This window comes from Novosphingobium sp. NPDC080210 (assembly GCF_050281025.1).
GTDB lineage: Bacteria > Pseudomonadota > Alphaproteobacteria > Sphingomonadales > Sphingomonadaceae > Novosphingobium.
Map to the genome: position 1 here is coordinate 189469 of NZ_JBNNWL010000002.1, position 24439 is coordinate 213907.

Below are 24439 nucleotides of genomic sequence, written 5' to 3' on the forward strand. Positions count from 1 at the left end.
CAGGGCTGCGGCTTAGTAGATCGTATAGCCGCCGTCGATCACCATGCTGTCGCCGGTGTGGAAACGCGATGCGTCCGAAGCGAGATAGACCGCGATCCCGGCAAAGTCCTGCCGCTCGCCCCAGCGGCGCATCGGCACGCGGCCGATCACCTTTTCCTCGAACTTGTCCCAGCCCTGCAAGCGGGCCGTCATGTCCGTGGTAATCCAGCCCGGCAGCACGGCATTGGCGCGGATGCCATAGCGGGCATATTCTACCGCCAGTCCCCGGATCAGCCCCAGGACGGCGGTCTTGCTGGCGGCATAGGCCTCGTTCGCCGGAGCGCCGTGAATGGCCGAGGTAGAGGAGGTGACGAGCAGCGATCCCCCCGCATCGCCCGCTCCGGCGCGGTCGATCATGTGCCGCGCCGCCTCGCGGAAGGTCCAGAACACCGCGTCGAGGTTGACCGTCATAACCCGGCGCCAGCCTTCGGTGGTCTGCTCATGGAACGGCGCGCCGCCGCCGATCCCGGCGTTGGCCGCGCAAAAGTCCAGCCGGCCAAAGCGTTCGATCACTGCGGCAACGCCTTCGACCACGGCCTGTTCGCTGGTTACGTCGACCGACTGGACCAGCACTTCGCCGCCCAGCGCTGTCAGCACCTGCTCCGCTTCGGCGTTCTTGGCCGGGTTCTGGCCCCAGATCGCCACTTTCGCCCCCGCTGCCGCCAGCCCTTCGGCCATGCCCAGGCCGATCCCGCCATTGCCGCCTGTAACCAGTGCGACCTTGCCGGTCAGATCGAAGGGGGTGAATGCCATGGCCAAGTCCTCTCATCCGTTTTGATTTGAAACCAAGCTTAAGCGGGCGAGTGCCTTCTGCAAGACGGTTTGTGCAGTTGGTCGGGTTTACCTTGCCGCGTCCTTTGCGGGTGCTAGGATGCTTGCCAATCAACTGCTTGGAGTTTTTGGGCATGGGCGGCGTACTTCTTATCCTGCTGGGCGTTGTCTTCGTTTTCCTGCTGATGGGCGTGCGCGTGGTGCGGCAGGGCTATGTCTATACGATCGAGCGGCTGGGCAAGTTCACCCTGGCCGCCGAACCGGGCCTGCACGTCATCATTCCGTTCATCGACCGGGTTGGACACAAGGTGAACGTGATGGAGCAGGTGCTCGACATTCCGGGCCAGGAAATCATCACCAAGGACAATGCCATGGTCGGCGTCGATGCCGTGGTGTTCTTCCAGGTGCTCGACGCGGGCAAGGCCGCCTATGAAGTGGCGAACCTCTATGTCGCGATCATGCAGCTGACGACCACCAACCTGCGCACCGTGATGGGCAGCATGGACCTGGATGAGACCCTGTCCAAGCGGGACGAGATCAACGCCAAGCTGCTGGTCGTGGTCGATCACGCGACCGCGCCCTGGGGCGTGAAGATCACGCGGGTCGAGATCAAGGACATCCGCCCGCCTGCCGACATTTCCAATGCCATGGCCCGCCAGATGAAGGCAGAGCGTGAAAAGCGCGCCCAGATCCTTGAGGCAGAGGGCCTGCGTGCGGCCGAAATCCTGCGCGCCGAGGGCGAAAAGCAAAGCCAGATCCTGCAAGCCGAAGGGCGCCGCGAAGCCGCCTTCCGCGATGCCGAAGCACGCGAGCGCGAGGCTGAAGCAGAGGCGAAGGCCACCACCATGGTATCGGAAGCCATTGCCGCTTCGGGCACCCAGGCGCTCAATTACTTCGTGGCGCAGAAATATACCGATGCGGTCTCCGCCTTCGCCACGTCGCCCAATGCCAAGACCATCCTGTTCCCGGTCGAGGCGACGCAGCTGATCGGATCGCTGGGCGGGATCGGCGAACTGGTGAAGGATGCCGTGTCCGGTGATGGAGCGCGCAAGTGAACTGGCTGGACAGCGGGATCGAACCGCACTGGATCTGGCTGGGGCTGGGCCTGCTCCTCGCCATCGGGGAAATGACCATCCCCGGCGTGTTCCTGATCTGGATGGCCGGGGCGGCGCTGATTACCGGCCTGTTCGCCTGGTTCGCCCCGGCGGGGATAGCCTGGCAAGTGCTGCTGTTCGCGGTCCTGTCGATCCTGTTCGTCTTTACCGGGCGGCGCTGGCTGCGGCGACACCCGGTGGAAGCGGCTGATCCGCAGATGAACCATCGCGGCGCGCGCGCCGTGGGCGAAACGGTGGTGGTGAGCCAGGTAATCGCGGGCGGGCAGGGCCGCGTCCGGCTGGGCGACAGCGAATGGCTGGCCAAAGGGCCGGACGCGGAACCCGGCACCCGGATGCGCGTGACCGGCGCCGACGGCGTGGTCCTGCTGGTGGAGCACTTGCATTGAGCGTTCTCGTCATTGCGAGGAGCGTAGTGACGAAGCAATCCACAGCCGCATAAACCGGCTTCGACAAGCTCAGCCTGAGCGGGGTGGGAGAGGGGGCGGATAAGCGAAAAAGCGCGCGGTCTTTCCCGCCATCGTCACCCCGGCGCAGGCCGGGGCCCGGTTGGCGCAGCGCGGCCAGCTTTAGAACCGCCAGGTGCAACGGGTTCGCGCAGAGAGCGCAGGGGACGCAGAGAAATCGCCCCTCGGCGTTCTCTGCGGCCTCTGCGCGAAACTTCATTCATCCGATCGTTGCGCGGAGCGTAGTGACGGGAACTGCGCAGTTCCGTTCCCTTACTGCGACATTGCGACAAATCTGCGATTAACCCCGCGCGCCATTTGCCCTATGGGAGGCGGGCAGGCCGGGCGAAGCGCCCGCCGGGAGGAATGACGAACACCTTATGGCACGAAACGATTTCCGGCGCAGTCCGCCCCCACCGCCGCGCCGTGGCCGGGCGGAAGAGCCCAGTTCCTCTGCATTTGGCCGCCTGATCCGCCGCCTGTTTGTCTGGGGTGCGTCGCTTGCCCTGCTCGGGCTGCTGGCCCTGGCCGTGGCGGTTGGCCTGACCGCGCAGTCCCTGCCCGATTTCGAAGAGATCAAGACCACCCAGAGCGAGCAGATGATCGTCGTGCGCGCCCGCGATGGCACGCAGCTCGTCTCGCTGGGCCCCAGCTATGGCAAATGGGTGCCCTATGACCAGATCCCGCAGGTGATGAAGGACGCGATGCTCTCGACCGAGGACAAGCGGTACTACAGCCACGTCGGAATCGACCCGATTGGCCTTGCCCGCTCGTTCAAGGTGCGCCTGGAAGAAGGCAAGTGGAAACAGGGCGGCTCCACCATCACCCAGCAATTGGCGCGCACGGTGTTCCTCAACAACTCGCGCACCTTTGGCCGCAAGCTGCGCGAAGCGGTGCTGTCGCTGGCGCTGGAATGGAACTTCTCCAAGGACCAGATCCTGGAGCTCTACCTGAACAAGGTCTACTTCGGCGGCGGCGCCTATGGGATCGATTCCGCCAGCCGCAAGTTCTTTGGCCATCCCGGGACCGAGATTACCCTGCCCGAAGCCGCGATCATCGCCGGCCTGGTCAAGGCACCGTCCCACTACGCCCCCACCGCTGATGCGGAAGCAGCCGTTGGACGCGGCACCGTGGTGCTGGGCCTGATGGCCACCAATGGCAAGATCAGCCAGGCCGAGGCGGCCTCCACCGACCTGACCAAGATCAAGTTCGCGCAGGAGACCGGACAGAACTCGGTCCGCTATTTCACCGACTGGGCATTGCCCCAGCTTGACCTGCTGCTGGGTGAGACCGACCAGCCGATCGAGGTCTGGACCACGCTGGACGTCAAGCTTCAGAACGAGGCGACCAATGCGATCCAGAACAACGTGCCCAAGGGCGCGCAAGGCGCCATGGTCAGCATGGACCGCGACGGCGCCGTGCTCGCGCTGGTCGGCGGGACGGACTATGTCACGTCGAACTACAACCGCGCCGTCAATGCCGTGCGCCAGCCGGGTTCGGCCTGGAAACTGTTCGTCTATCTCGCCGCGCTTGAGGCAGGCTATACGCCCAATGCCGAAGTGATCGACGAGCCGGTGACGATTGACGGGTGGAGCCCGCGCAATTCGACCGGTGACTTTGCCGGCAAGATCGACGTGCGCACCGCCTTTGCCTATTCCAAGAACACGGTCGCGGCGCAGCTGGGCCAGGAAGTGGGCTTTTCCGCCGTCGCGGCCATGGCCAAGCGGTTCGGCATTTCCACGCCGATCTCCACCGTTCCCTCGATGGTGCTGGGCACCAACGAAGTGCGCCTGATCGACATGACCCGCGCCTTTGCGTCGATCTCGGCCAAGGGCGCGGCGGTCGAACCCTATGGCATCGTCAAGGTGACGACGACCGACGGCAAGGTGCTGTACCAGCGCCAGCGGCAGGGGACGAGCGCGCTGGTCCCGGCCTATGTCGCCTCGGGCATTACCGACATGCTGCAAACCGCCGTCTCCATCGGCACGGGCCGCGCGGCGCAGATCGGGCGTCCGGTTGCGGGCAAGACCGGCACGACTACGGCCAACAAGGATGGCTGGTTCCTGGGCTTTTCCAGCGGCGTGACGACCGGCGTGTGGATGGGCCGCGACGATGACCGTCCGGTGCCCGGCCTGCAAGGCGGCACGGCCCCGGCCCGGGCCTTTGCCAGCTTCATGAAGGCCGCCGTCGCGAACCGTCCGGTCGAAAAGTTTGAGACCGATGCCACCCTGCCGGCCTGGCAGCTGGAACCAGATGATGAAATGCTGATGAGCGGCGCGCCCGAGGACTATTACTACGTCGACGAACAGGGCGACCTGGTGAACCCGGAGCAGCCCGCCGAAGTTCCGGCGGAGCGTCCGGTGCCGGACAACCGCAGCCAGTCACCGGGCCGCGCGCCGCCTGCTGCCAACGAGGACTTCCTGAATGAAGCGACCGGGCGGGTCCGGCCTGCCGAACGGGCCCGGCCCAACTAGCGGCTGATATTCCCGCCCCGCCGAAGCGCCGCATTTGATGTGCGGTCGGCTTCGGCAGGTGCGGGCCTCTGGTTAGCCGATGCGCAGCGCGATGTAGAACAGGCCCTGCTGACCAGGGCGCATCACTTGAAGCGTGACGGTCGGGCGACCGGCGCTCTTCGCCTCGCGCACCAAGCGGTCGAGTTCTTCCGTGCTGTTGACCGGCACCATGTTTGCCGAAACCACGATGTCGCGGCGCTGCAAACCGCGATTGGCGGCATCGGAAGCTGGGTTGACCCCGGCAATGACGACACCCTTGGTCGAACCCGGTACGCCCAGCTGGCTGGCATAGTCAGGGTTCATGGTCAGAACCTTCAGTCCCAGCGCTGCTTCCGCCAGTCCTTCGCCCTGGCCTTGCGGGCCTTCGAAGGGATTGGCCTGAGGCTGCGGATCGAGCGACTTGGCCAGTTCCTGCTGGTTGGGGCGCTTGGCCACCACAGCGTAGAGCGTCATGGTCTTGCCGCTGCGCAGCACCTCGATAGGAATGCGCGTGCCCGGCGCGATGTCGGAAACGATGCCGGACAAGGTGCGGTCAGGCGTGACTTCCTGGTTGTTCACCTTCATCACGATGTCGCCCACCTTGATCCCGGCGGCGGCAGCAGGCTGGTCCGGCTGGACCAGGCGCACCAATTCGCCGCGGTCATGCGGCAGGCCAAGCGAGTCCGCGATTTCATCGGTCACCGGCTGGATCGAAATGCCCAGGTAGCCGCGCTCGATTGCCTGGCCCTTCATCAGGCGCTGGACGATCGGCTCGGCCGTCGCGCTGGGTATGGCAAAGCCGATGCCGATATTGCCGCCGCTGGGGGCGACGATCCAGTTGTTGATGCCGATCACGTTGCCGGCCATGTCGAACATCGGCCCGCCCGAATTGCCCGAATTGATCGAGGCGTCGGTCTGGATGTAGTGGTCATAGGCGCCGGTGCCGGTGTTGCGGTTGACCGAGCTGATGATGCCCGAAGTTACCGTGCCGCCGAGGCCAAACGGGTTGCCGATGGCAATGATCCAGTCCCCGGCGCGGGCCTTGGTCGAATCCCCGAACTTTACGAAGGGCAGGGCCTTGCCCGCGTCGATCTTGAGTACGGCAATGTCCGATTCGGGATCGCGTCCGGCAATGCGGGCCTTGTACTGCCTGCCATCCGACAGCTTGACTGTGATTTCATCGGCCTGACCTTCGCGGTCGAGGCTGATCACGTGGTTGTTGGTGACGATGTAGCCATCGTGCGACACGACGAACCCGGAACCGACCGCTTCGGCCACCTTGGCCTGATTGCCGGCGCCTCCCGGCAGCAGGTTGCCAAAGGGCAGGGCGGCCAGCGGATTCTTTACTTCGACCTTCTGGCGCACGGCGATGTTCACCACGGCGGGCTGCAATTGCTGGGTCAGGTCGGCAAAGCTGGCCGGAGCGCCCGCACGGGGCACGATGGTCCGCATCTGCTCTGCATCGTTCTGGGCGACCTGGGCTCCGGCGGGAATACCGCCAACCAGCGATAGCGCGGCGCCTCCCAGAAGCAGCGCCGAAGTGACACTGTATACGTACTTCACGTGGCTCGTTCCTCTTTGCGTTGGAATCTGTCCCTTGTCGGGCGATTCACGATATGGCTCATGAATGGGAATTGAACGTCCTATTTGCCACCAAAGTGTTCAAGATAGCCGCTGTCCGGCGGCAGGACGATGGTGACGGTGTTCTTGCGCTTGGGGTCTCCATAAAGCTCGTCATAGCTGCGCATGGCGCGGTAGAAGCTGTAGAATTCCGGGTCCTGGTCGGCGCTGCGCTTGCGCCGCGCGGTGGCCTCGGCCTCTGCCGCCGAAGTCACGGCCAGGGCATCGTTGGCGCTTTTCACCTCGATCTCGGCCAGGGTCGCTTCGTGGCGCTGCTCCATCCGGTCATAGGCCGAAGCGAGCGAGCCTTCGTCGAGCGCCAGCCGCGCGATGCGCAGGTCGACCACTTGCAGCCCGTATTGCCGCACGCCGGCATCCAGCGCCCGGCGCATTGCCTCGTTCGCCCCGCCCGCACCCGGCTGGGCCACGATCACCGCGTTGCGGCTGCCCACTTCCTGGTCGAGCAGCGGGGGCAGCAGCGCCTTGAGCTGGTCCTCGGTCTTGACCGCAGAGCCGAGCGTTTCGGACAGCTTGACCGGGTCGATGATGCGATAGGTGACGTCGGTATCGGCCAGCAGCCATTGCTGGTCCGCCGTCCTGACGCGCTTGGCGGCCAGGCTGTAGGTGACCAGTCCGCGCGGCAGGACCACCATGCTTTCCACCAATGGAATCTTGGCGACCAGGCCCGCGCCGCTCGGCCCGGTCGGGCTGAACCGGTTGATCACGCGGTTGGGTTCGCCCAGCCGCTCGATCACGGCCTGTTCGTTTTCGGTGACGACGCTGATCCCTGATACGCCCAGCAGCAGCGCGACGATCAGGGCGAATACGCCGGGACGGAAATGACGCAGGGTGCCGGTCATGTCACTGCCCTCCCTGCGGCGCGGGCTTTTCACCCGAGGGAGAGGGCGGAGGCGGCGGCAGGGTGACGCCGGTCCCGGCATTGCCGATCACCACCTGGTTGTTGCGCAGCACGCGTTCGATGGTCTCGTAATAGATCCGCTCGCGCGTGACGGCGGGAGCGATCTTGTAAAGCTGATAGGCCTTGTCGAACGAATTGGCCTCGGTCTCCGCCGCATAGCGGATGCGGGCGGCATAGGCGACCGCGGCCTCGTGGTTCTTGCGTGCGTCCTCGTTCGCCTTGTCGATCTTCTTGAAAGTCTCGGCCAGGCGGGCGGGGGGATTGGTCGAGGTCACTTCGATTGCGTTGACCGTCATGCCAGCTTTCCAGGCATCCAGTACCCGCTGCAAGCGACCGGTCACGCGCTGCTGCAATTCGGCCTGGTTCTTGCCGCTGCGCAGCTCGTCAAAGGTGAATTCGGCCACCCCGGCGCGGATCGCGCTCTCAGCCAGGCGGCGCAGGGCCGCTTCGGCATCGCCTTGGGCAAAGCTGTAGGCCGCAAGGTCGCTGATCCGCCAGCGCACCAGCGAGCGGACGTCGATCAGTTCGCCGTCGCGCGTCAGCATCAGGGTTTCGGCTTCCTTATCCGGCAGCATCAGCACCTGTTCGCGCCCGGTTTCATGGACGGTGACCTGCTGGATCGGCCAGGGCAGGGTCAGGTTCAGCCCTGCGCCCAGCGTGCCGGTATAGCGGCCCAGCGTGGCCACGACCCCGCGCTCGTTCGGCGCCAGGACATGCAGCGAGGTGGACAGCAGCCAGGCCGAAACCACGCCCAGCGCGGCCAGGCCCAGCATCCCGCTGCCACCCATGCGAAAGGGCGAGCGGACGCGGGCGCTGCGTTGGCGCAGAATGTCGTCCATCCGGGCCGAGCGGCGCTGCGCGCTTTCCTCTGCCGGACTGTGCCAGGGGTTATGGGCCGGGGTTTTCTCCGTCGAGGTCTTTTCCGGAGGCGCGGAATGGCTGGGGCTTTCGCCCTGGCTGACCGGGTCCGGCTGCGGGTCTTCGCCCTTCTTCCTGCGCCGCTTTGGGCCATCGCTTTCGCTCATGGACCACACTATAGGGGGGCGCGGCGCAATTAACAGGGTGGCCGATGCATTTTTCCTTGCCAGGATCGCACGAAACGGGTTTCGGCACAAAGCCATGAGCAATCCCGATGACACCCCCGCTGCCCTGCGCGCTGCCCTGCCGCCGCTGGCGCAATCCCGCCTGCAATCGCTGCGCCTGAACCAGGGCGTCGCCATTGTCGTGATCGACGCGGGCGGACTGGACGCGATTGAGCGCGAGCGGCTGGAAGTGGCCGTCAAGGAAGCGCTGGCCGGTCAGCCCGACGTAACCGACGTGCGCGTTGCGATGATGGCGGACAAGCCGCGCCGCCGCATCCTGGCCGTGGGGTCGGGCAAGGGCGGCGTGGGCAAGTCCACCGTCTCCACCAACCTGGCGGTCGCGCTGGCGCGGCTGGGGCGCAAGGTCGGGCTGGTCGATGCCGATATCTACGGCCCGTCGCAGCCGCGCCTGCTGGGCAACGAGGGGATCAAGCCCCAGGCCCGTGCTGACAAGCTGATCCCGGTGCCCAGCGAATGGGGCGTGCCGGTGCTGTCGATGGGCCAGCTGATCGAACCGGGCAAGGCAATCGCCTGGCGCGGACCGATGGCGGGCAATGCCCTGGGCCAGTTGATCGATGCCGACTGGGGCGATGTCGATACGCTGATCGTCGACCTGCCGCCGGGCACGGGCGACGTGCAGCTGACAATGCTCCAGCGGCACAAGCCTGCCGGGGCGGTGATCGTCTCCACCCCGCAGGACTTGGCGCTGATCGACGCCAAGCGCGCGATCCAGCTGTTCGAAGTGGGGCAGGTGCCGGTCCTCGGCCTGGTTGAGAACATGGCCGGTTACGCCTGCCCGCACTGCGGCGAAGTGTCCGATCCGTTCGGCAGCGGCGGGGCAGAGGCGGCGGCGGGCGAACTCGGCCTGCCGTTCCTGGGGCGGATTCCGCTGCAAATGTCGATCCGCGCGGCCAGCGATGCCGGCACCCCGCCCGCTGCTGGCGACGGGCCGGAGGCAGAGGCTTTCGCCGCTATCGCGCGGCGCGTGGCAACCTGGCTCGACAATCAATAGCAAGGGCTTAAGCTGGCGGCGCAAGGGACGGGGTGGCCAATGCGTTTCACGCGGCGTGGGGTCTTGATCGGAGCAGGCATAACCGGCGGACTGGTTGCCGCCTGGACCCTTGCGCCGCGCCGGTTTCTGACGCCGCTGCCTGCGGGCGAAGGCGAATTCGCTTTTGATGCCTGGCTGAAAATCGGCACGGACGGCGTGGTCAGCGTGGCCGTGCCCGACGTGGAAATGGGGCAGGGGATTACCACGCTGATCCCGCAAATGGTCGCTTACGAACTGGGCGCGGACTGGCGGCAGATTGCGGTGGAGCCTGCGCCGGTCAGCGGCGCCTATGGCAATGCGCCCCTGGCTGCGGCCTGGTCCTCGCTCTGGCTGCCGCTGGGGTCCGCTCTGGCCGATGAACCCGATAGCCTGCTGGCCCGGCGCTATGCCCAGAACGAGGCTTTCGTGGCGACGGCAGAGGGCACTTCGCTGGCCGCGCACGAAGCCGCCGCCCGCGCCGCCGCCGCCAGCGCCCGCGCCGTGCTGGCCATGGCTGCGGCAGAGCGCTGGGACGTTGCCTGGGAAGAATGCGACGCGCAGCAGGGCTTCATCGTGCATGACAAGCGCCGCCTGTCCTTTGCCGAGCTGGTCGCCGAAGCGGCGGAACTGACGCCGCCCGATCCCCCGCTGCCGCGCGCCCAGCCGCCGCAGGAACGCGCCGCGCAGTTCCCGGCAGGCGCGCCGCTGCTCGCGCCCCGGCTCGACCTGCCGAGCAAGGTGGACGGGACCTATACCTTCGCGGGCGACGTGCGTTTGCCCGACATGGCCTATGCCGCGATCCGCCATGCCCCGGTGGGCGATTGTGCTTTGGTCGGGTTCGATGGCGATGCGGCCAGGGGCGTTCCCGGTTTCCTGCGCCTGGTCGAAAACTCCGGCTGGCTCGCCGCCGTGGCGACGAACTGGTGGGCGGCGGAGCGCGCGCTGAAAGCGGCCATGCCGCGCTTTCGCGTCAGCGACCTTGCCGATAGCGGCAGGATGGCCGAGCGGCTGGAAACCGCGCTGCGCCGGGGCAAGGCGAACCGTGTTGCCGACGTAGGCGATCCGGACGCGTGGCTGTCCGAAAAGTTTGAACACGTCGCACGCTACAACATTGCCCCCGCGCTCCATGCCGGGCTGGAAACGGCCTCGGCCACGGCGCGGGTCGATGGGAACAAGGTAGAGATCTGGGCGGCAAGCCAGGCGCCGCAAGCCCTGCGCCAGGCCGTGGCGGGTGCGCTGGGCGTTCCGGTGGACGGGGTCGTGCTCTATCCGATGCCCGCCGGGGGCAGCTTCGATGCGCGGCTCGATGCGGAGCACGCGGTTCAGGCGGCGCTGGTGGCGCGCGGGGCGGGCCGGCCGGTGCAGCTGATCCGCTCGCGCTGGCAAGAACAGGTCGCGGGCCTGCCGCGCACCCCGGCGCGCGCCGTGCTGGCCGCGCGCACTGCGCCCGATGGCTCGCTGACCGCGCTGAAGCTGCGCATTGCCATGCCCGCCACCATGCGGGAATTCGGCGCGCGGCTGCTGGATGGCGCTTCGCGGCGCGAAGCATTGGATCGGCAGGACGAAAGCGACGCGCTGGCCATGCGCGGCATGGTGCCGGTCTATCAGGTGCCGCATCTGGTGGTGGAACACGTGCCAGTCCGCATCGACCTGCCCACCGGCCCGCTGCGGGGCAATTCGCATGGTATCGCGGCTTTCCTGATCGAGACGTTCATGGATGAACTGGCCGGGCGGTCCGGGCGGGAGCCGCTGTCCTATCGCATGGCCATGCTGGGACACGACCTGCGCCTCGCCAATTGCCTGCAACGTGCCGCCACTCTGGCCGAATGGAACGGCGGGGCCATGGGCACCGGGCAGGGGCTGGCGTGCTATCGCATGGAAACGGCGGGGCGCGAGGGGCGGATCGGCCTCGTCGCCTCGGCCCGGCGCGACGAGCGCGGCATCCGCGTGGACAAGCTGACCGCCGTGGCCGACATCGGCCGGATCGTGAATGTCGACATTGCCCGCCAGCAGATCGAAGGCGGCCTGATCTTCGGAATGGGGCTGGCGACTGGCGCGGCAACTTCCTTCAAGGACGGGTTGCCTGCCAATGGCAGACTTGGGATGCTGGGCCTTCCCATGCTGAGCGATTGCCCGGAGATTGAAGTGGATTTCATTGATAGCGAAGCCGACCCGTTCGATCCGGGCGAACTGGGGGCGATCATCGCCCCGCCCGCGATTGCCAATGCCCTGGCCTCGGCCGGAAGCGAGCGTCTGCGCACCTTGCCGCTGACGGGGGCGGGCCAGTGACGACGTCAGCCATTCTGCCGCCGAACCACCCGCCGGTCAAAACGCCGAAGCTGGGCGTGCTGCTGGTCAACCTGGGCACGCCTGACGCGCCGACGACCGGCGCGGTGCGGCGCTATCTCAAGGAATTCCTGTCCGATCCGCGCGTGGTGGAAATCCCCAAGGCGGTCTGGTGGCTGATCCTCAACGGCATCATCCTCAACGTCCGCCCGCGCAAGAGCGCCCATGCCTATCAGCAGGTCTGGACCCCCGATGGCTCCCCGCTGGCCGCGATCACCAAGGCCCAGGCTGCCGCCCTGCAAGAGCGGATGGGCGACCGGGCCACGGTCAGCTGGGCCATGCGCTATGGCAATCCCTCGATCGGTGACCAGCTGGAGGCGCTGAAGAACGCCGGGTGCGACCGCGTTCTGTTTGCCCCGCTCTATCCGCAATATTCCGGGGCGACGACTGCCACGGCGATCGACGCGCTGGGGGCCAAGCTGGCGAAAATGCGCTGGCAGGCCGCGATCCGCACCCTGCCGCCCTATTACGACGATCCCCTGCATATCGAGGCGCTGCGGGCCGATACGGCGCGGCAGTTGAAGGCGCTGGATTTCGAACCCGAAGTGCTGCTGCTGTCGTTTCACGGCATGCCGGAACGCACCTTGCACCTGGGCGATCCCTATCACTGCCAATGCCGCAAGACCGCGCGCCTGCTGGGCGAAGCGCTGCGCGGCGAATTCCCGAACCTGCGGATCGAAACGACCTTCCAGTCCCGCTTTGGCCGCGCCAAGTGGCTGGAACCGGCCACCGACGATGTCCTCGCCGCCGAAGGGGCCAAGGGCACCCGGCGCCTGGCCATTGCCGCGCCCGGCTTTTCCGCCGATTGCCTCGAAACGCTGGAGGAGCTGGCGATCCGCGGGCGCGAGCAGTTCGAGGAAGCGGGCGGCACCCATTTTGCCGCGCTGGATTGCCTTAACACCTCGGCTGCTGGCATGGACATGCTGGAAGCGCTGGTGCGGCGCGAATTGAAAGGATGGACTGACTGACCATGCCCGGCCTGAACCCCGCGATAGACCCGGACGGCTTGCTCGAATTCTCGGTGGTCTTCACCGACCGTTCGCTCAACCACATGAGCCAGCGATTCCAGCAGGCGATGCGCGATATCCATGCCGGACTGTGCGAGGTTTACGGGGCAGAGCGGGCCGTGGTCGTCCCCGGCGGCGGCTCCTATGCGATGGAAGCGGTTGCGCGCCAGTTCGCCACCGGCAAGCGCGTCCTGGTGATCCGCAACGGGTTCTTCTCCTATCGCTGGAGCCAGATTTTCGAAATGGGCGCGATCCCCGCCAGCGAGACCGTGCTCAAGGCGCGCCGGGTCGGCAATGCCGGACCGCAGGCGCCCTTCGCGCCGGTGCCGCTGGACGAAGCGGTCGCCGCAATCCGCAGCGAAAAGCCCGAGGTCGTCTTTGCCCCGCACGTCGAAACGGCCAGCGGGATCATCCTGCCGGACGACTATGTGAACGCGATTGCCGAGGCCGCGCATGAGGTAGGCGCGCTGTTCGTGCTCGACTGCGTGGCATCGGGCTGCGTCTGGGTGGACATGCGCGCGCTGGGGGTCGACGTGCTGATCTCGGCCCCGCAAAAGGGCTGGTCGGCCTCGCCCTGTGCTGGCCTGGTCATGCTGAGCGAAGCCGCGCTGGAAGCGGCGCGGGCCGGCAAATCGACCAGCTTTGCGATCGATCTGGGCAAGTGGAACGCGATCATGGAGGCCTATCTGAACGGCGGCCATGCCTATCACGCCACCATGCCGACCGATGCCCTGATGCAGTTCCGCGATGCCATGCAGGAAACCAAGGCTGCCGGTTACGAAGCCTTGCGCGCCGCGCAGTGGGAACAGGGCAATGCCGTGCGCGCCATGCTGGCCGCGCGTGGAGTCCAGTCCGTCGCCGCCGAGGGCTTCACCGCGCCGGGCGTGGTGGTCAGCTTTACCGACGATCCCGAAGTGCAGAACGGCAAGAAGTTTGCCGCCATCGGCTATCAGATCGCGGCCGGCGTGCCGCTGATGGTGGACGAAGGGCCGGACTACAAGAGCTTCCGGCTCGGCCTGTTCGGGCTGGACAAGCTGAAGGACGTTCCGGCCAGCCTGGCCCGGTTGGAAACGGCATTCAACGCGGTCTTCTGACCCGAACCAAAGGACGCGTGAAATGGCCACGATGCCGCAACAGGCTTCACCCTATACGCACTGGTCGCAGTCCCAGCCGCCCGGTGCGCTGGATCATATTCCCGGTGAAAACGGCCTGCCCATCGTCGGCAATACCTTCAGCCTGCTGGCCGACCCGATCGGCTTCAGCAACCGGATGCGGGCCAGGTATGGCAACGTGTTCCGCAACCGTGCCTTCGGGCGCAATTCGGTCCTGCTGTTCGGGGCCGAGGCAAACGAGCTGGTCCTGTTCGACCGCGACAAGCTGTTTTCCAGCGAACAGGGCTGGGGGCCGGTTCTGGATCAGCTGTTCCCGCGCGGCTTGATGCTGCTCGATTTCGATCACCACCGCGCGGACCGCCGCGCCCTTTCCATCGCGTTCAAGCCTGAACCGATGCGGCACTATTGCGGCGCGCTCAATTCCGGCATTTCGGCGCGGGTCGAGCAATGGCGCGGGCAGCGGCTGAAGTTCTATCCGGCGATCAAGCAACTGACCCTGGACCTAGCTGCCGACAGTTTCCTGGGGGTGCCGCTGGGACCGGAAGCGGACGCGATCAACAAGGCCTTTGTCGACATGGTTGCCGCCTCCATCGGGGTGGTACGCAAACCCTTGCCCTTCACCGCGATGGGCCGGGGCGTGGCCGGGCGCAAGTTTCTGCTGGAGTACTTCACCCGCGAAACCGAAAAGCGCCGCGCGGCAGGCGGCGGGCAGGACATGTTCAGCCAGTTCGCGACCGCCACCCATGAAGACGGTTCGCTGATGCCGGTCGACGAAGTGGTCGATCACATGATCTTCCTGATGATGGCGGCGCACGACACGATCACCTCGTCGGCTTCGTCGCTGGTGTGGTTGCTGGCCAAGCACCCGGAATGGCAGGACAGGCTGAGCGCGGAACTGCTGGCGGTCACCGGCGGCGAAGGGCGTCCGCTGGCCTATGAGGACCTGGGCAAGGTCAGCCTGACGGAAATGGCCTTCAAGGAATCGCTGCGCCTGATCCCGCCGGTCCCCTCGCTGCCGCGCCGCGCGCTGCGTGATTTCGAATTCGGCGGATACCGCATTCCGGCCGGAACGGGCGTGGGGATCAGCCCTGCGGATGTCCACATGGACCCGCGGCACTGGCCGGAGCCGGAAAAGTTCGATCCCATGCGCTTCACCCCGGAAGAGGTGGCCAAGCGGCACAAATATGCCTGGGTGCCGTTCGGCGGCGGGGCGCACATGTGCCTGGGGCTGCACTTCGCCTATATGCAGGTAAAGGTGCTGATGGCCCAGATTCTCACCCGCTACCGGATCGAGATTGCGCCGGGTTACGAACCCAGGTGGCAGGCCTGGCCCATTCCAAAGCCGCGCGACGGCTTGACCGTAACCTTCACGCCGCGCTGATCTAGAAATCGATCGCGATGCCCTTTTTCACCCAGTCGCCATAGCGGGTGGGGGACAGGCCATCGGGTTCCTCGCCTTCCTTCGGCTCGGCCGGAGCGGGGGCGGGGTCATTGGTCCAGTGGGCGGGCTTCTGGAAGTCCTGGGGACGCTTTGTGGCGCGCTTGGTCATGGGCTTTCCATGCGCCCGCTGGCTCTTGAATGCAATTGTCTCTAGGGGCAGGCGATGGACATTCCCGGTCATCCCGCGCGCAAGGGCGCGCTCAAGCTGCTCGACGCCGTTCTGCGCCGGGGCGAAACGCTGGACGTTGCCGCCCATGCCGCCTTGCAGGGCCTGCGCAGCGGGCCGGACAAGGCGCTGGCCCGCGCGCTCGCCAGCGAGGTGCTGCGCTGGTTGACGGACCTTGATGCGCTGATCGATTCGGCCACGCGCCAGCCCTTGCCCGACGATGCCAAGCCGCGCGCCGCGCTGCGGATCAAGCTGGCCGGCTGGCTGCGGCTGGATACGCCGCCCCACGCGGTAATCGCCACCGGCCTGCCGCTGCTCAGCGGCGGTCCGCGCCGCCTCGCCCACGGGGTCTTTTCCACCCTGGTCAAGCAGGGCGCGAGCCTGCCCGCCGTTCCGACCCTGCCCGCAGCGGTGGTGGAGCGCTGGGGCGCGCAGGCCGACGCAATTGCCACCGGCCTTGCCGTGCCGCCGCCGCTGGACCTGACGCTGAAGGATGCGGGCCAGACCGCGCACTGGGCGGAGCGGCTGGGCGGTACGTCGCTCGCCCCCGGCCATGTCCGCCTGCCGCGCGGCACCGCGGTCGAGAACCTTGAGGGTTACACCGAAGGCGCCTGGTGGGTGCAGGACCTGGCCGCCAGCCTGCCTGCGCGCCTGCTGGGACCGGGCGAGGGCCGCCGCGTGCTGGACCTCTGCGCCGCTCCGGGCGGCAAGGCGCTGCAACTGGCGGCCATGGGCTGGCATGTGACGGCAGTGGAACTGAGCGCCAAGCGCGCCCAGCGGATCGAGCAGAACCTGAAGCGCACCGGCCTTTCCGCCGAGGTGGTGATCGCCGATGCGCTCAAATGGGAACCGGCGGAGAAATTCGACGCCGTGCTGCTTGACGCGCCCTGCACCGCCACCGGCACCTGCCGCCGCCATCCCGACGTGCTGCACCGCATCGGTCCGCGCCAGATCGCGGAAATGGCCGAACTGCAAAGCGCCCTGCTCGCCCGCGCGGCGCAGTGGCTGGGGCCCGGCGGGCGGCTGGTCTATGCGGTCTGCTCGCTGGAGCCGGAAGAGGGTGCGGCCCAGGCCGAAAAGGTCGCGCTCGCCCCCGATCCGATCCGCGCGGAGGAACTGCCGCAGGGACTCGCCCCGACCGAGCAGGGCTGGCTGCGCACCGATCCCGCCATGCTGGGCGAAGCGGGCGGGCTGGACGGCTTCTTCGTGGCGCGATTTCGGGGGTAGCGCTCGACCCCGGGGCCAAAAAAACCCGCTCAGGCGGAGCCTGTCGAAGCCGGGGAATGGTTCACGCAGAGGCGCGGAGCAAAAAGGGAGGCGCGGAGGTTCAGGGCCCTGGCTTCGCTCGCCGTGTTCCCAGTGCCTTTAGCGCGCGGAAAGAATGGGAAACGGCAGAGCCTAAAGCGCAACCCCTTTGCGCCTCCCTTTTTGCTCCGCGCCTTTGCGTGAACCAATCCGAGTTTGCCTGTAGGCGCAGCGCTGGGTGGAATGCGCATATCGCGCCGCCCTGGATTGCTTCGTCGCTGCGCTCCTCGCAATGACGGAATGAAGTTTCGCGCAGAGGGAGCGGAGGGGCGTTTCTCTGCGCTCTCTGCGCGAACCCAATCAAATTCGCTGGTTCCAGCTAAAAAGAGCCTTCGACAAGCTCAGGCGGAGCGGAGCAGATTTTTACCCAACCCCGCTCAGGCTGAGCTTGTCGAAGCCGGTTTTTGCGGCCCTGGATTGCCGCGTCGCTGGGCTCCTCGCAATGACGGGGTGAATGAAGTTTCGCGCAGAGAGCGCAGAGGGCGCAGAGCGGCGTTTCTCTGCGTCCTCTGCGCGAACCCAATCAAATTCGCTGGTTCCAGCTACAAACAGCCTTCGACAAGCTCAGGCGGAGCGGAACAGATGTTTACCCAACCTGCTCAGGGTGAGCGGCGCGTTTTGGGGCCGCGCAACTTACCCCTTCAGCTTGTCCGCAAAGCCCTTTTGCAGCTTGGCCAGCTTGGGCGGGATCACGGCGAGGCAATAGGGGTTCCGCTGCCCTTCGCCCTGCCAGTATTCCTGGTGATAGTCCTCGGCCGGATACCACTGGGCCGGGCCTTCGATGGTGGTGACCGCCTGCTGCCCCGGATGCACTTCGTTCCAGCGGGCAATTCCCGCCTCGGCTTCGGCGCGCTGCTCCTCGTCCAGCGGGAACAGCGCGGTGCGGTACTGCGTGCCGATGTCGTTGCCCTGGCGGTTGAGCTGCGTCGGATCATGGGTGCCCATGTGGATGTCGAGCAGGTCGGCATAGGAGACCACCGCAGGATCGAATTCGATGCGGATCGCTTCGGCATGGCCGGTGTCGCCGCTGCACACCTGCTTGTAGGTGGGGTTTGCGACCGTTCCGCCGATATAGCCGCTTTCCACCGCGCTGACGCCTGTGATCGAGCGGAATACCGCTTCGGTGCACCAGAAACAGCCGCCCGCGAAAATTGCCTGTGCCATGTGGTCCTCAATCCTTCCTCTTTGGACACGAGATAGGAACTGCCGCCGCGCTTGTCATCGTGTCCTTTGGCACTAGTTTGCAGGGCATAAGTAATTCCCCGGGAGAATACCGATGCGCCGTTTGATCTTGCCCTTCCTTGCCCTTGGCCTCAGCCTTCCCGCCACTGTCGCCGTGGCCGCGCCCGACAAGGAGGCCGCGCCCAAGGTGAACGCCGAACTGGCCGCTGCCGTCGCCAGCCCCCTGCGCGACAAGGACCGCGCCCGCGATACCTATCGCCGCCCCGCCGATACCCTGGCCTTCTTTCAGGTCGCGCCGGACATGAAGGTGGGTGAATATGCCCCGGGCGGCGAATGGTACTCGCGCCTGCTGGGCCTCTACCTCGGGCCGAAGGGCAAGCTGGTCGGGCTCTATTTCGATCCGACGTCGGGCGCTTTCACAGAGAAAACCCAGCAGGGCATCCGCGACGGGGCTGCGAAATATGCCTCCGACATTGCCACCTGGTCGGGCCAGCCCGCCGAGCGCTTTACCGCCTATACGCTCGATGCCGTTCCGGCGGCGGAGAAAGGCACGTTTGACCGCATCCTGATCATGCGGATGATGCACAACCTGATGCGCTGGAACATCGCCGACCGCGAGGTCAAGGCCATGCGCGACCTGCTCAAGCCCGGCGGCATGGTCGGGATCGAGCAGCACCGGGCCAAGGCCGACGCGCCCTACAGCTACACCGATGGCAGCAAGGGATACCTGCGCGAAAAGGACGTCATCGCCTTCATGGAACTGCACGGCTTTGACTATGTCGGCAGCAGCGCGGCGAACGCCAATCCCAGGGATCCGGCCAATTGGCCCGGCGGCGTCTGGACCCTGCCGCCGGTCATGTCGGGCGCGAAGGACGAGGACAAGGCCCGGCTTCTGGGAATCGGAGAGTCTGATCGGATGACGCTGCTTTTCCGCAAGCGGCCGTGATGCTAGGGCGGCGGCATGAGCACGCTTACTGTCGCCGCCCTTCAGCTTCCCCTCGGCTCGTCTGACGAGCAGGAGAATATCCGCGCCGTTTCCGCCCTGGTCGAGGAAGCGGCGGCCAAGGGCGCGCAGGTGATCCTGCCGCCAGAGCTGTTTTCCGGCCCCTATTTCTGCAAGGTCGAGGATGAGGGCCTGTTTACCCTGGCCCGCCCGGTGGCTGACCATCCCTCGGTCCAGGCCATGCAGGCGCTGGCGGCCCGGCTGAAGGTGGCGATCCCGACCAGCTTCTTCGAACGCGACGGGCAGCATTATTACAACACGCTCGCCATGATCGGCCCCGACGGCGCGATCATGGGCACTTATCGCAAGAGCCATATTCCGGACGGCCCGGGCTACGAGGAAAAGTACTACTTCCGTCCGGGAAACGACGGGTTCAAAGTCTGGGATCTGTTCGGGCACAAGATCGGCGTCGGCATCTGCTGGGACCAGTGGTATCCCGAAGCGGCGCGGGTCATGGCGCTGCTGGGGGCCGAAGTCCTGTTCTATCCCACGGCCATCGGCTCCGAACCCTATGACGCCGATCTGGACACCAGCCGGATGTGGCGCCGCGCGATGATCGGCCATGCCGTGTCGAACTGCATGCCGGTGATTGCCGCCAACCGCATCGGGACCGAGGACGGCCAGCGCTTTTACGGCCATTCGTTCATTTCGGACGAATGGGGCGATTATCTGGCGGAATACGGCGCGGAGGAAACCGGCGTGCTGGTCGCCACGCTCGACCTGGCACGGGCGGCCAAGCACCGCGCCGGCATGGGCTTTTTCCGCGACCGCCGCCCGCAGCTCTACACCCGGATCGCGCAGGACATCTGACGTTTTGGTGCAGCGCTATCTGATCGCGCTGGGATCGAACAAGCGCCACCACCGCCACGGCGCGCCCGCAGGCGTGCTGGCAGCGGCGCTGGACGCCCTGGCGGCGCAGGGCATTGCGGTGCTGGCGGCAGCCCCAGTGTTGCAATCCGCTCCGCTCGGTCCGTCACGCCGGCGCTATGCCAATTGCGCGGCGCTGATCGAGAGCGAGCTTGATCCGGAAGAACTGCTGGCCCTGCTCAAATCCACCGAGCGCCTGTTCGGCCGCCGCAGCGGCGGGCAGCGCTGGGCCAGCCGGGTGCTGGACCTCGACATCGTGCTGTGGAGCGGCGGCGCCTGGTCATCGCCTGACCTGACCGTGCCACACAAATCCTTTCGCCAGCGCGACTTCGTCCTGCGCCCGGCCCGCGCCCTGGCGCCACTGTGGCGCGATCCCATCACCGGACTTTCGCTAAATCACCTCCACGCCCGCTTGACCCAGCCGCGCAGGCTCCGTAGGTGAGGCCCCCTTGGTGAGGGCCCTTAGCTCAGTCGGTAGAGCAACTGACTTTTAATCAGTAGGTCGCTGGTTCGAATCCAGCAGGGCTCACCATATATTCAAAGGTCTGCGGAAATTTGGTGGCGTCGCCTTTGCCCAGAGCGGGCATCTGCTGGACATAAGATTGCTCTTGCCAGCCCCCGACTACCCCGAACCGCATCAACACCCCCGCAAACCTTCTAGTCCTGCCGGGTAGGCCGCGCCGGGTGCGCACCCTTCCTGATGCCCAGCGTTCCTGGAAATTTCCGGTAAGCACTCGCTTGTGGCGGGCGGATAAGCCCACTGCCAATGGCGCCCCGCCGATGGCGAAGACAAATTGCAACAACGATTTGCAGCGACCCGGGCTGCAGATGAAATTTACATTTAGGTGCTAAGGCCTAAGCATTGTTGCAACAAAACCGACTGGCAAGCCTTCAAGCCTTTGGGGGCCATGCTGACCGGAATGCGGATGGGCTGTCTATGCAGAATGCAAGTTTTACCGAAGACCGCATTGCCCGGGCCCGCAAGAGCTTCACGACGAGGCGCGTCGATTTTACCGATGTCAAAGGGCTGCTGCGATCGGCAAAGCCCGCTGCGGGAGATCTTGTTCTTGCCCGTGTCGAAGTGATCGGCCAGCACGCCCGGCTGGAGGAACATCTGGGGCGGCGTGCCAAGTTGTATCCGGGCGATGAGATCATCGTGGCCTATGGTGCGCGCTACGCTCCGGATCAGTTTGAAGCCGAGGTGCCCGCCGATCTGTCCCCGTGCGATCTTGTCGCCGGGGGCGGTGTGGCGGCGCGGGTGCTTAGCCGGCACTCTCGCATGAGCAAGGCGACCCGGATCAGCCCCGTCGGACTGCTGCTGGATGCGCAAGGGCAGACCATCAATCTGCGGCATTATGCCTTGCCGGAAACCACCACCGTGCCTGACATTTCGCCGCGCGTCATGGCCGTGGTGGGCAGTTCGATGAACGCCGGAAAGACGACCACGGCAGCGGGTCTGGTTCACGGCCTGGCGCGCGCTGGGCTGCGCGTGGCAGGCATCAAGGTTACCGGAACCGGATCCGGGGGCGATCTCTGGTCCATGGCGGATGCGGGGGCCGAATGGACACTCGACTTCACCGACATGGGTCATGCGACCACTGCCGGTCTGCCCGAAGCAGAAGTCGAACGCATTGCCACGGGCCTGGTGCGCCACACGGCAAGCCTGGGCGCCGATATCATCATCCTGGAAGTTGCAGACGGCCTGTTCCAGCGCGAAACCGGGGCCCTGGTCGGATCGCATGGTTTTCATCGCATGGTTGACGGCGTTGTCTTCGCCGCGGGCGATGCCCTGGGGGCGATCGGCGGGATTGAATGGCTGCGTCAGCGCGGCCTGCCCGTGATTGCATTGTCCGGCCTGCTGACTGCATCCCCGTTGGCCATGCGCGAAGCGGCCGCGCATTCCGAGGTGCCGGTCATGACCCTGACCGAGCTGCTGGACCCGCATTCTGCCACGCGCCTTTGTTTCGGCCATAGCCCGCAGCACATGGCGCAGGTTGCATGAAACTCAGCAAGTTCCTGCGCGCAAACGGCCTCTCGTTTGTGGCCTTGCTTGCTACGGCGACGGCACACGCCGGCGCTGCAATAGGCCTTGCCGCTGGCGTGCATGGGATATTCGACAGGCTGGCAGGAAACGGAGCCGCCGCGGCTCCGCCACTGCTCCATTCGGCATTGCCCGCCATCACGGCAATTGCCGTGCTGTTCGTGACGACAGTGCTGCAACGGCGACTGTCTGACGGTATCGGCCTGGCCTATGCCCACGCGGTGCGGCTTCGCCTGTTTCGGCAACTGCTCAAATCCTCCCCTGTCGGGGCCGGGAAGCGCCGGGCCAGCCTGCTTCTGCCGTTCGTTGGCGATCTTGCAGCGGTGCGCCAGTGGGTCGGCGACGGGATTGTCCGACTGGTGCTGGGCACGCTCATTTCGACTCTGCTGGTTATCTACGTCGCCCTGCGGCACCCCGGGCTTGCCGCGACATTTGCCGGTACGCTGGCCATCCTTGGGCTGGCCGCCTGGTTCGTGCGCGGGCCGCTCGACCGGGCTACGCGCAGCGTTCGCAAGTCGCGCGGCCAGCTCTCCACCTTTGTCGCTGGCAGGCTGGATGCAGCAACCACTGCTGAATCCATGGGGCGGAGCCGCAGCGAGACAAGGAAGCTCGCCCGCCGCTCGGCCAGGCTTTACGAGGCATCGATCCGCCGCGCCTGGTTTGTCGGCGTGTTGCGCGCCCTGACCCAGACCAGCGCCCCCGTGCTGCTGGTCCTGGTCCTGATTGCCGGAGCGCAAAACGTGCGCGCGGGGACGATGTCCGCCGGGGAAGTTCTCGGATTGATGAGCCTGGTCTCCGTCATGGGCCAGGCTCTGCACGATATGGGCCGCGCGCTTGAGCTGTATGTGCCTGGCCGCGTCGCCTTGCAACGGATCGCGCGGCTGATGGCGCGGCGGCCCCGGGCACCTCACCGTCGCGCCAGGGGCAGGACCAACGGGCCTGGCCTGGAAATCGAGAACCTGATCGTTCCGGGACTGGTCAAGCCGGTTTCCCTTTCCGCCCTGCCCGGCGAAGTGATCCTTGTCGAGGGCAGCTCGGGAGCGGGAAAATCCGCCATGCTTTCCGCCCTGGGCCGTATTTCGGCGCCGTCCGCCGGCACCATCCGGATTGACGGCATGGACATTGCGGCGCTTGCGCCTGCGGAGCGCCAGCGCGTGCTGGGGCTGGCCGGTTCGGCCGTCCCGCTGCTGCCGGGAACTATCGGCATGAACCTGAGATACCGAAGCCCCGGTGCTTCGCATGGCGAGCTTCGGGCACTGGCCGAGCGTCTTGGCCTTCTGCACCAGGGGCGTGGTCTGGACAGGACCTTGAACGACCCCCGCTTTGACCTGTCCACTGCGGAATACGAAGCCTTGCTGATCGGCCGGGCCATGGTCGGAGAGCCCCGCCTGCTGCTTCTGGATGCGGTAGACACGCGGCTATCGTCCGCCGTCCTGGCGGAGGTTGCGGCAACGATCGCGCGGTATCCGGGAATCGTGATCATGGCCGCGCGAAGCACGCAGCTGCGCCAGACGGCAACGCGCATCTGGAAGTTTACCGATGGGCAGTTGCAGGACTTGGTTCACCGCGCTTCCGATAATGTTGCGGCACTCCACCTGCCCGGGATGACCCGCCCATGATCTCCCTGGTTCAGGCCGCCTGTCCCCACTCGGCAAGGAAACCGCTGGTTCAGCCATTGCCAGCAGGGCAGGCGCTGTATCGCAGCGTGGCCGGGCAACCGACCCGCGAGTACTTCCTGTACATTCCGCAAAGCCGACCGGCAGCGCGCCTTGTCGTGCTGATGCACGGGATCTCGGAAAATGCCTGCGAGCAGGTCCTGCGCTTTGCTCCCGAGGCGGAGAAGGCCGGAGCTGTGCTGGTTGCGCCGCTGATGCGCCGGGCCATATTCGGGCAGTATCAGCAGCTGATCGATCCTCGGCAAGGGATCCGCGCGGACCTGGCGCTGGAGGACATTCTGCACAGCGTCCGACTGGACATCGGACTCGATGCCGCCCCCTTCGATATGTTTGGTTTTTCAGGGGGTGGGCAGTTCGCGCATCGCTTCGCCCTGTTGAACCCGCGTGCGGTGCGGTCTTGCGTCGTCGTCGCGCCCGGATGGTTCACATTCCCGGATGATCAGGCGCCCTATCCCGCGGGCCTGGCCCAGGTGCCCGATTGCTTGCCGCCGCTCGATGAAGCGGCAGTGTGCACGATCCCGTTCCACGTCATTGTGGGCGACCAGGATACCGCCCGCGACGCATCGCTGCGCCGATCGGCCAGGCTGGACCGCCAGCAGGGCAGGACGCGCCTTGAGCGGGCGGAACGTTGGCACCAGGCCATGCGAGGCTGGGGTGCGGATCCGCGCAGCAGTCTGACGATCCTGCCGCAATTGCGGCACAGCTTCGCCGGGGCGGTACGCGATCACGGCCTCGCCGCGCTGACTTTCCGGCTGTTTGGCTGACACCTTTCTTCAACTTCA

General features: G+C 66.2%; 21 protein-coding genes and 1 tRNA gene. 16 read left to right on the forward strand and 6 right to left on the reverse strand.

The features are described 5' to 3' along the window. Positions 1-12: 12 nt before the first annotated feature. Positions 13-792, reverse strand: coding sequence for an SDR family NAD(P)-dependent oxidoreductase (locus ACQKOE_RS06755; RefSeq protein WP_427512098.1), 780 nt, complete (start codon positions 790-792; stop codon positions 13-15). Between the two features lie 152 nt (positions 793-944). On the opposite strand from ACQKOE_RS06755, the gene ACQKOE_RS06760 reads away from it, so the two are divergent. The 3 genes from ACQKOE_RS06760 to ACQKOE_RS06770 all read left to right on the forward strand — a co-directional run bounded on the left by ACQKOE_RS06760 (position 945) and on the right by ACQKOE_RS06770 (position 4842). Then, positions 945-1865: an SPFH domain-containing protein gene (locus ACQKOE_RS06760; RefSeq protein WP_374591843.1), complete on the forward strand. Its 921-nt coding sequence runs from the start codon at positions 945-947 to the stop codon at positions 1863-1865. After that, positions 1862-2311, forward strand: a complete 450-nt coding sequence (locus ACQKOE_RS06765; RefSeq protein WP_427512099.1) for an NfeD family protein — start codon at positions 1862-1864, stop codon at positions 2309-2311. The genes ACQKOE_RS06760 and ACQKOE_RS06765 overlap by 4 nt, the downstream gene beginning before the upstream one ends. Positions 2312-2748: 437 nt before the next feature. Further along, a complete protein-coding gene (locus ACQKOE_RS06770) occupies positions 2749-4842 on the forward strand; it encodes a transglycosylase domain-containing protein (RefSeq protein WP_427512100.1) in 2094 nt (697 codons plus the stop codon). A gap of 72 nt (positions 4843-4914) precedes the next feature. On the opposite strand, the gene ACQKOE_RS06775 is transcribed toward ACQKOE_RS06770, so the two are convergent. From ACQKOE_RS06775 to hflK, 3 genes are all read right to left on the reverse strand, one after another. After that, a complete protein-coding gene (locus ACQKOE_RS06775; RefSeq protein ID WP_427512101.1) occupies positions 4915-6423 on the reverse strand; it encodes a Do family serine endopeptidase in 1509 nt (502 codons plus the stop codon). Positions 6424-6503: 80 nt separating this feature from the next. Next, positions 6504-7340, reverse strand: a complete 837-nt coding sequence (locus tag ACQKOE_RS06780; protein WP_427512102.1) for an SPFH domain-containing protein — start codon at positions 7338-7340, stop codon at positions 6504-6506. 1 nt (position 7341) lies between these two features. Further along, positions 7342-8424 (reverse strand): protease modulator HflK, encoded by a 1083-nt coding sequence (gene hflK / locus ACQKOE_RS06785; protein WP_427512103.1) that lies wholly within the window; start codon positions 8422-8424, stop codon positions 7342-7344. 94 nt (positions 8425-8518) lie between these two features. Between hflK and ACQKOE_RS06790 the strand changes: the two genes are divergently transcribed. Genes ACQKOE_RS06790 through ACQKOE_RS06810 form a run of 5 tightly spaced genes read left to right on the forward strand, consistent with a single transcriptional unit; the run spans position 8519 to position 15357 of the window. Further along, positions 8519-9493: an Mrp/NBP35 family ATP-binding protein gene (locus ACQKOE_RS06790; protein WP_374591855.1), complete on the forward strand. Its 975-nt coding sequence runs from the start codon at positions 8519-8521 to the stop codon at positions 9491-9493. Between the two features lie 39 nt (positions 9494-9532). Then, positions 9533-11800, forward strand: coding sequence for a molybdopterin cofactor-binding domain-containing protein (locus ACQKOE_RS06795; protein WP_427512104.1), 2268 nt, complete (start codon positions 9533-9535; stop codon positions 11798-11800). Further along, positions 11797-12825, forward strand: coding sequence for a ferrochelatase (gene hemH / locus ACQKOE_RS06800; RefSeq protein WP_427512105.1), 1029 nt, complete (start codon positions 11797-11799; stop codon positions 12823-12825). The genes ACQKOE_RS06795 and hemH overlap by 4 nt, the downstream gene beginning before the upstream one ends. Positions 12826-12827: 2 nt before the next feature. Further along, positions 12828-13958, forward strand: a complete 1131-nt coding sequence (locus tag ACQKOE_RS06805; RefSeq protein WP_427512106.1) for an aminotransferase class V-fold PLP-dependent enzyme — start codon at positions 12828-12830, stop codon at positions 13956-13958. Between the two features lie 22 nt (positions 13959-13980). Continuing rightward, positions 13981-15357 (forward strand): cytochrome P450, encoded by a 1377-nt coding sequence (locus tag ACQKOE_RS06810; RefSeq protein WP_427512107.1) that lies wholly within the window; start codon positions 13981-13983, stop codon positions 15355-15357. A gap of 1 nt (position 15358) precedes the next feature. On the opposite strand, the gene ACQKOE_RS06815 is transcribed toward ACQKOE_RS06810, so the two are convergent. Further along, complete coding sequence (locus ACQKOE_RS06815; RefSeq protein WP_374591865.1) at positions 15359-15526, reverse strand: DUF1674 domain-containing protein; 168 nt, start codon at positions 15524-15526, stop codon at positions 15359-15361. A 54-nt stretch (positions 15527-15580) separates the two neighbouring features. On the opposite strand from ACQKOE_RS06815, the gene ACQKOE_RS06820 reads away from it, so the two are divergent. Further along, entirely contained in the window at positions 15581-16810 is a 1230-nt protein-coding gene (locus ACQKOE_RS06820) for an RsmB/NOP family class I SAM-dependent RNA methyltransferase (protein WP_427512108.1), read from the forward strand. 711 nt (positions 16811-17521) lie between these two features. On the opposite strand, the gene msrA is transcribed toward ACQKOE_RS06820, so the two are convergent. After that, complete coding sequence (gene msrA, locus ACQKOE_RS06825; RefSeq protein ID WP_427512109.1) at positions 17522-18052, reverse strand: peptide-methionine (S)-S-oxide reductase MsrA; 531 nt, start codon at positions 18050-18052, stop codon at positions 17522-17524. Positions 18053-18164: 112 nt separating this feature from the next. Here msrA and ACQKOE_RS06830 point away from each other — a divergent pair, with 112 nt between their 5' ends. The 7 genes from ACQKOE_RS06830 to ACQKOE_RS06860 all read left to right on the forward strand — a co-directional run bounded on the left by ACQKOE_RS06830 (position 18165) and on the right by ACQKOE_RS06860 (position 24421). Beyond that, positions 18165-19016 carry a class I SAM-dependent methyltransferase gene (locus ACQKOE_RS06830; RefSeq protein WP_427512110.1) on the forward strand — a complete coding sequence of 284 codons (852 nt, stop codon included), beginning with the start codon at positions 18165-18167 and terminating at the stop codon, positions 19014-19016. 15 nt (positions 19017-19031) lie between these two features. After that, on the forward strand, positions 19032-19883 hold the full coding sequence (aguB, locus tag ACQKOE_RS06835) for an N-carbamoylputrescine amidase (protein ID WP_427512111.1): 852 nt from the start codon (positions 19032-19034) through the stop codon (positions 19881-19883). Between the two features lie 7 nt (positions 19884-19890). Beyond that, the gene (folK, locus tag ACQKOE_RS06840; protein WP_427512112.1) at positions 19891-20382 is read left to right on the forward strand and encodes a 2-amino-4-hydroxy-6-hydroxymethyldihydropteridine diphosphokinase; all 492 of its coding nucleotides are present in this window, start codon (positions 19891-19893) and stop codon (positions 20380-20382) included. A 14-nt stretch (positions 20383-20396) separates the two neighbouring features. Then, positions 20397-20472: transfer RNA gene (locus ACQKOE_RS06845), tRNA-Lys, on the forward strand. Positions 20473-20877: 405 nt separating this feature from the next. Continuing rightward, a complete protein-coding gene (locus tag ACQKOE_RS06850; protein WP_427512113.1) occupies positions 20878-21942 on the forward strand; it encodes a DUF1611 domain-containing protein in 1065 nt (354 codons plus the stop codon). Next, positions 21939-23600: an ABC transporter transmembrane domain-containing protein gene (locus ACQKOE_RS06855; protein ID WP_427512114.1), complete on the forward strand. Its 1662-nt coding sequence runs from the start codon at positions 21939-21941 to the stop codon at positions 23598-23600. Before ACQKOE_RS06850 ends, ACQKOE_RS06855 begins: the two co-directional genes overlap by 4 nt. Then, complete coding sequence (locus tag ACQKOE_RS06860) at positions 23597-24421, forward strand: hypothetical protein (protein ID WP_427512115.1); 825 nt, start codon at positions 23597-23599, stop codon at positions 24419-24421. The genes ACQKOE_RS06855 and ACQKOE_RS06860 overlap by 4 nt, the downstream gene beginning before the upstream one ends. The last annotated feature ends 18 nt before the right edge of the window (positions 24422-24439 follow it).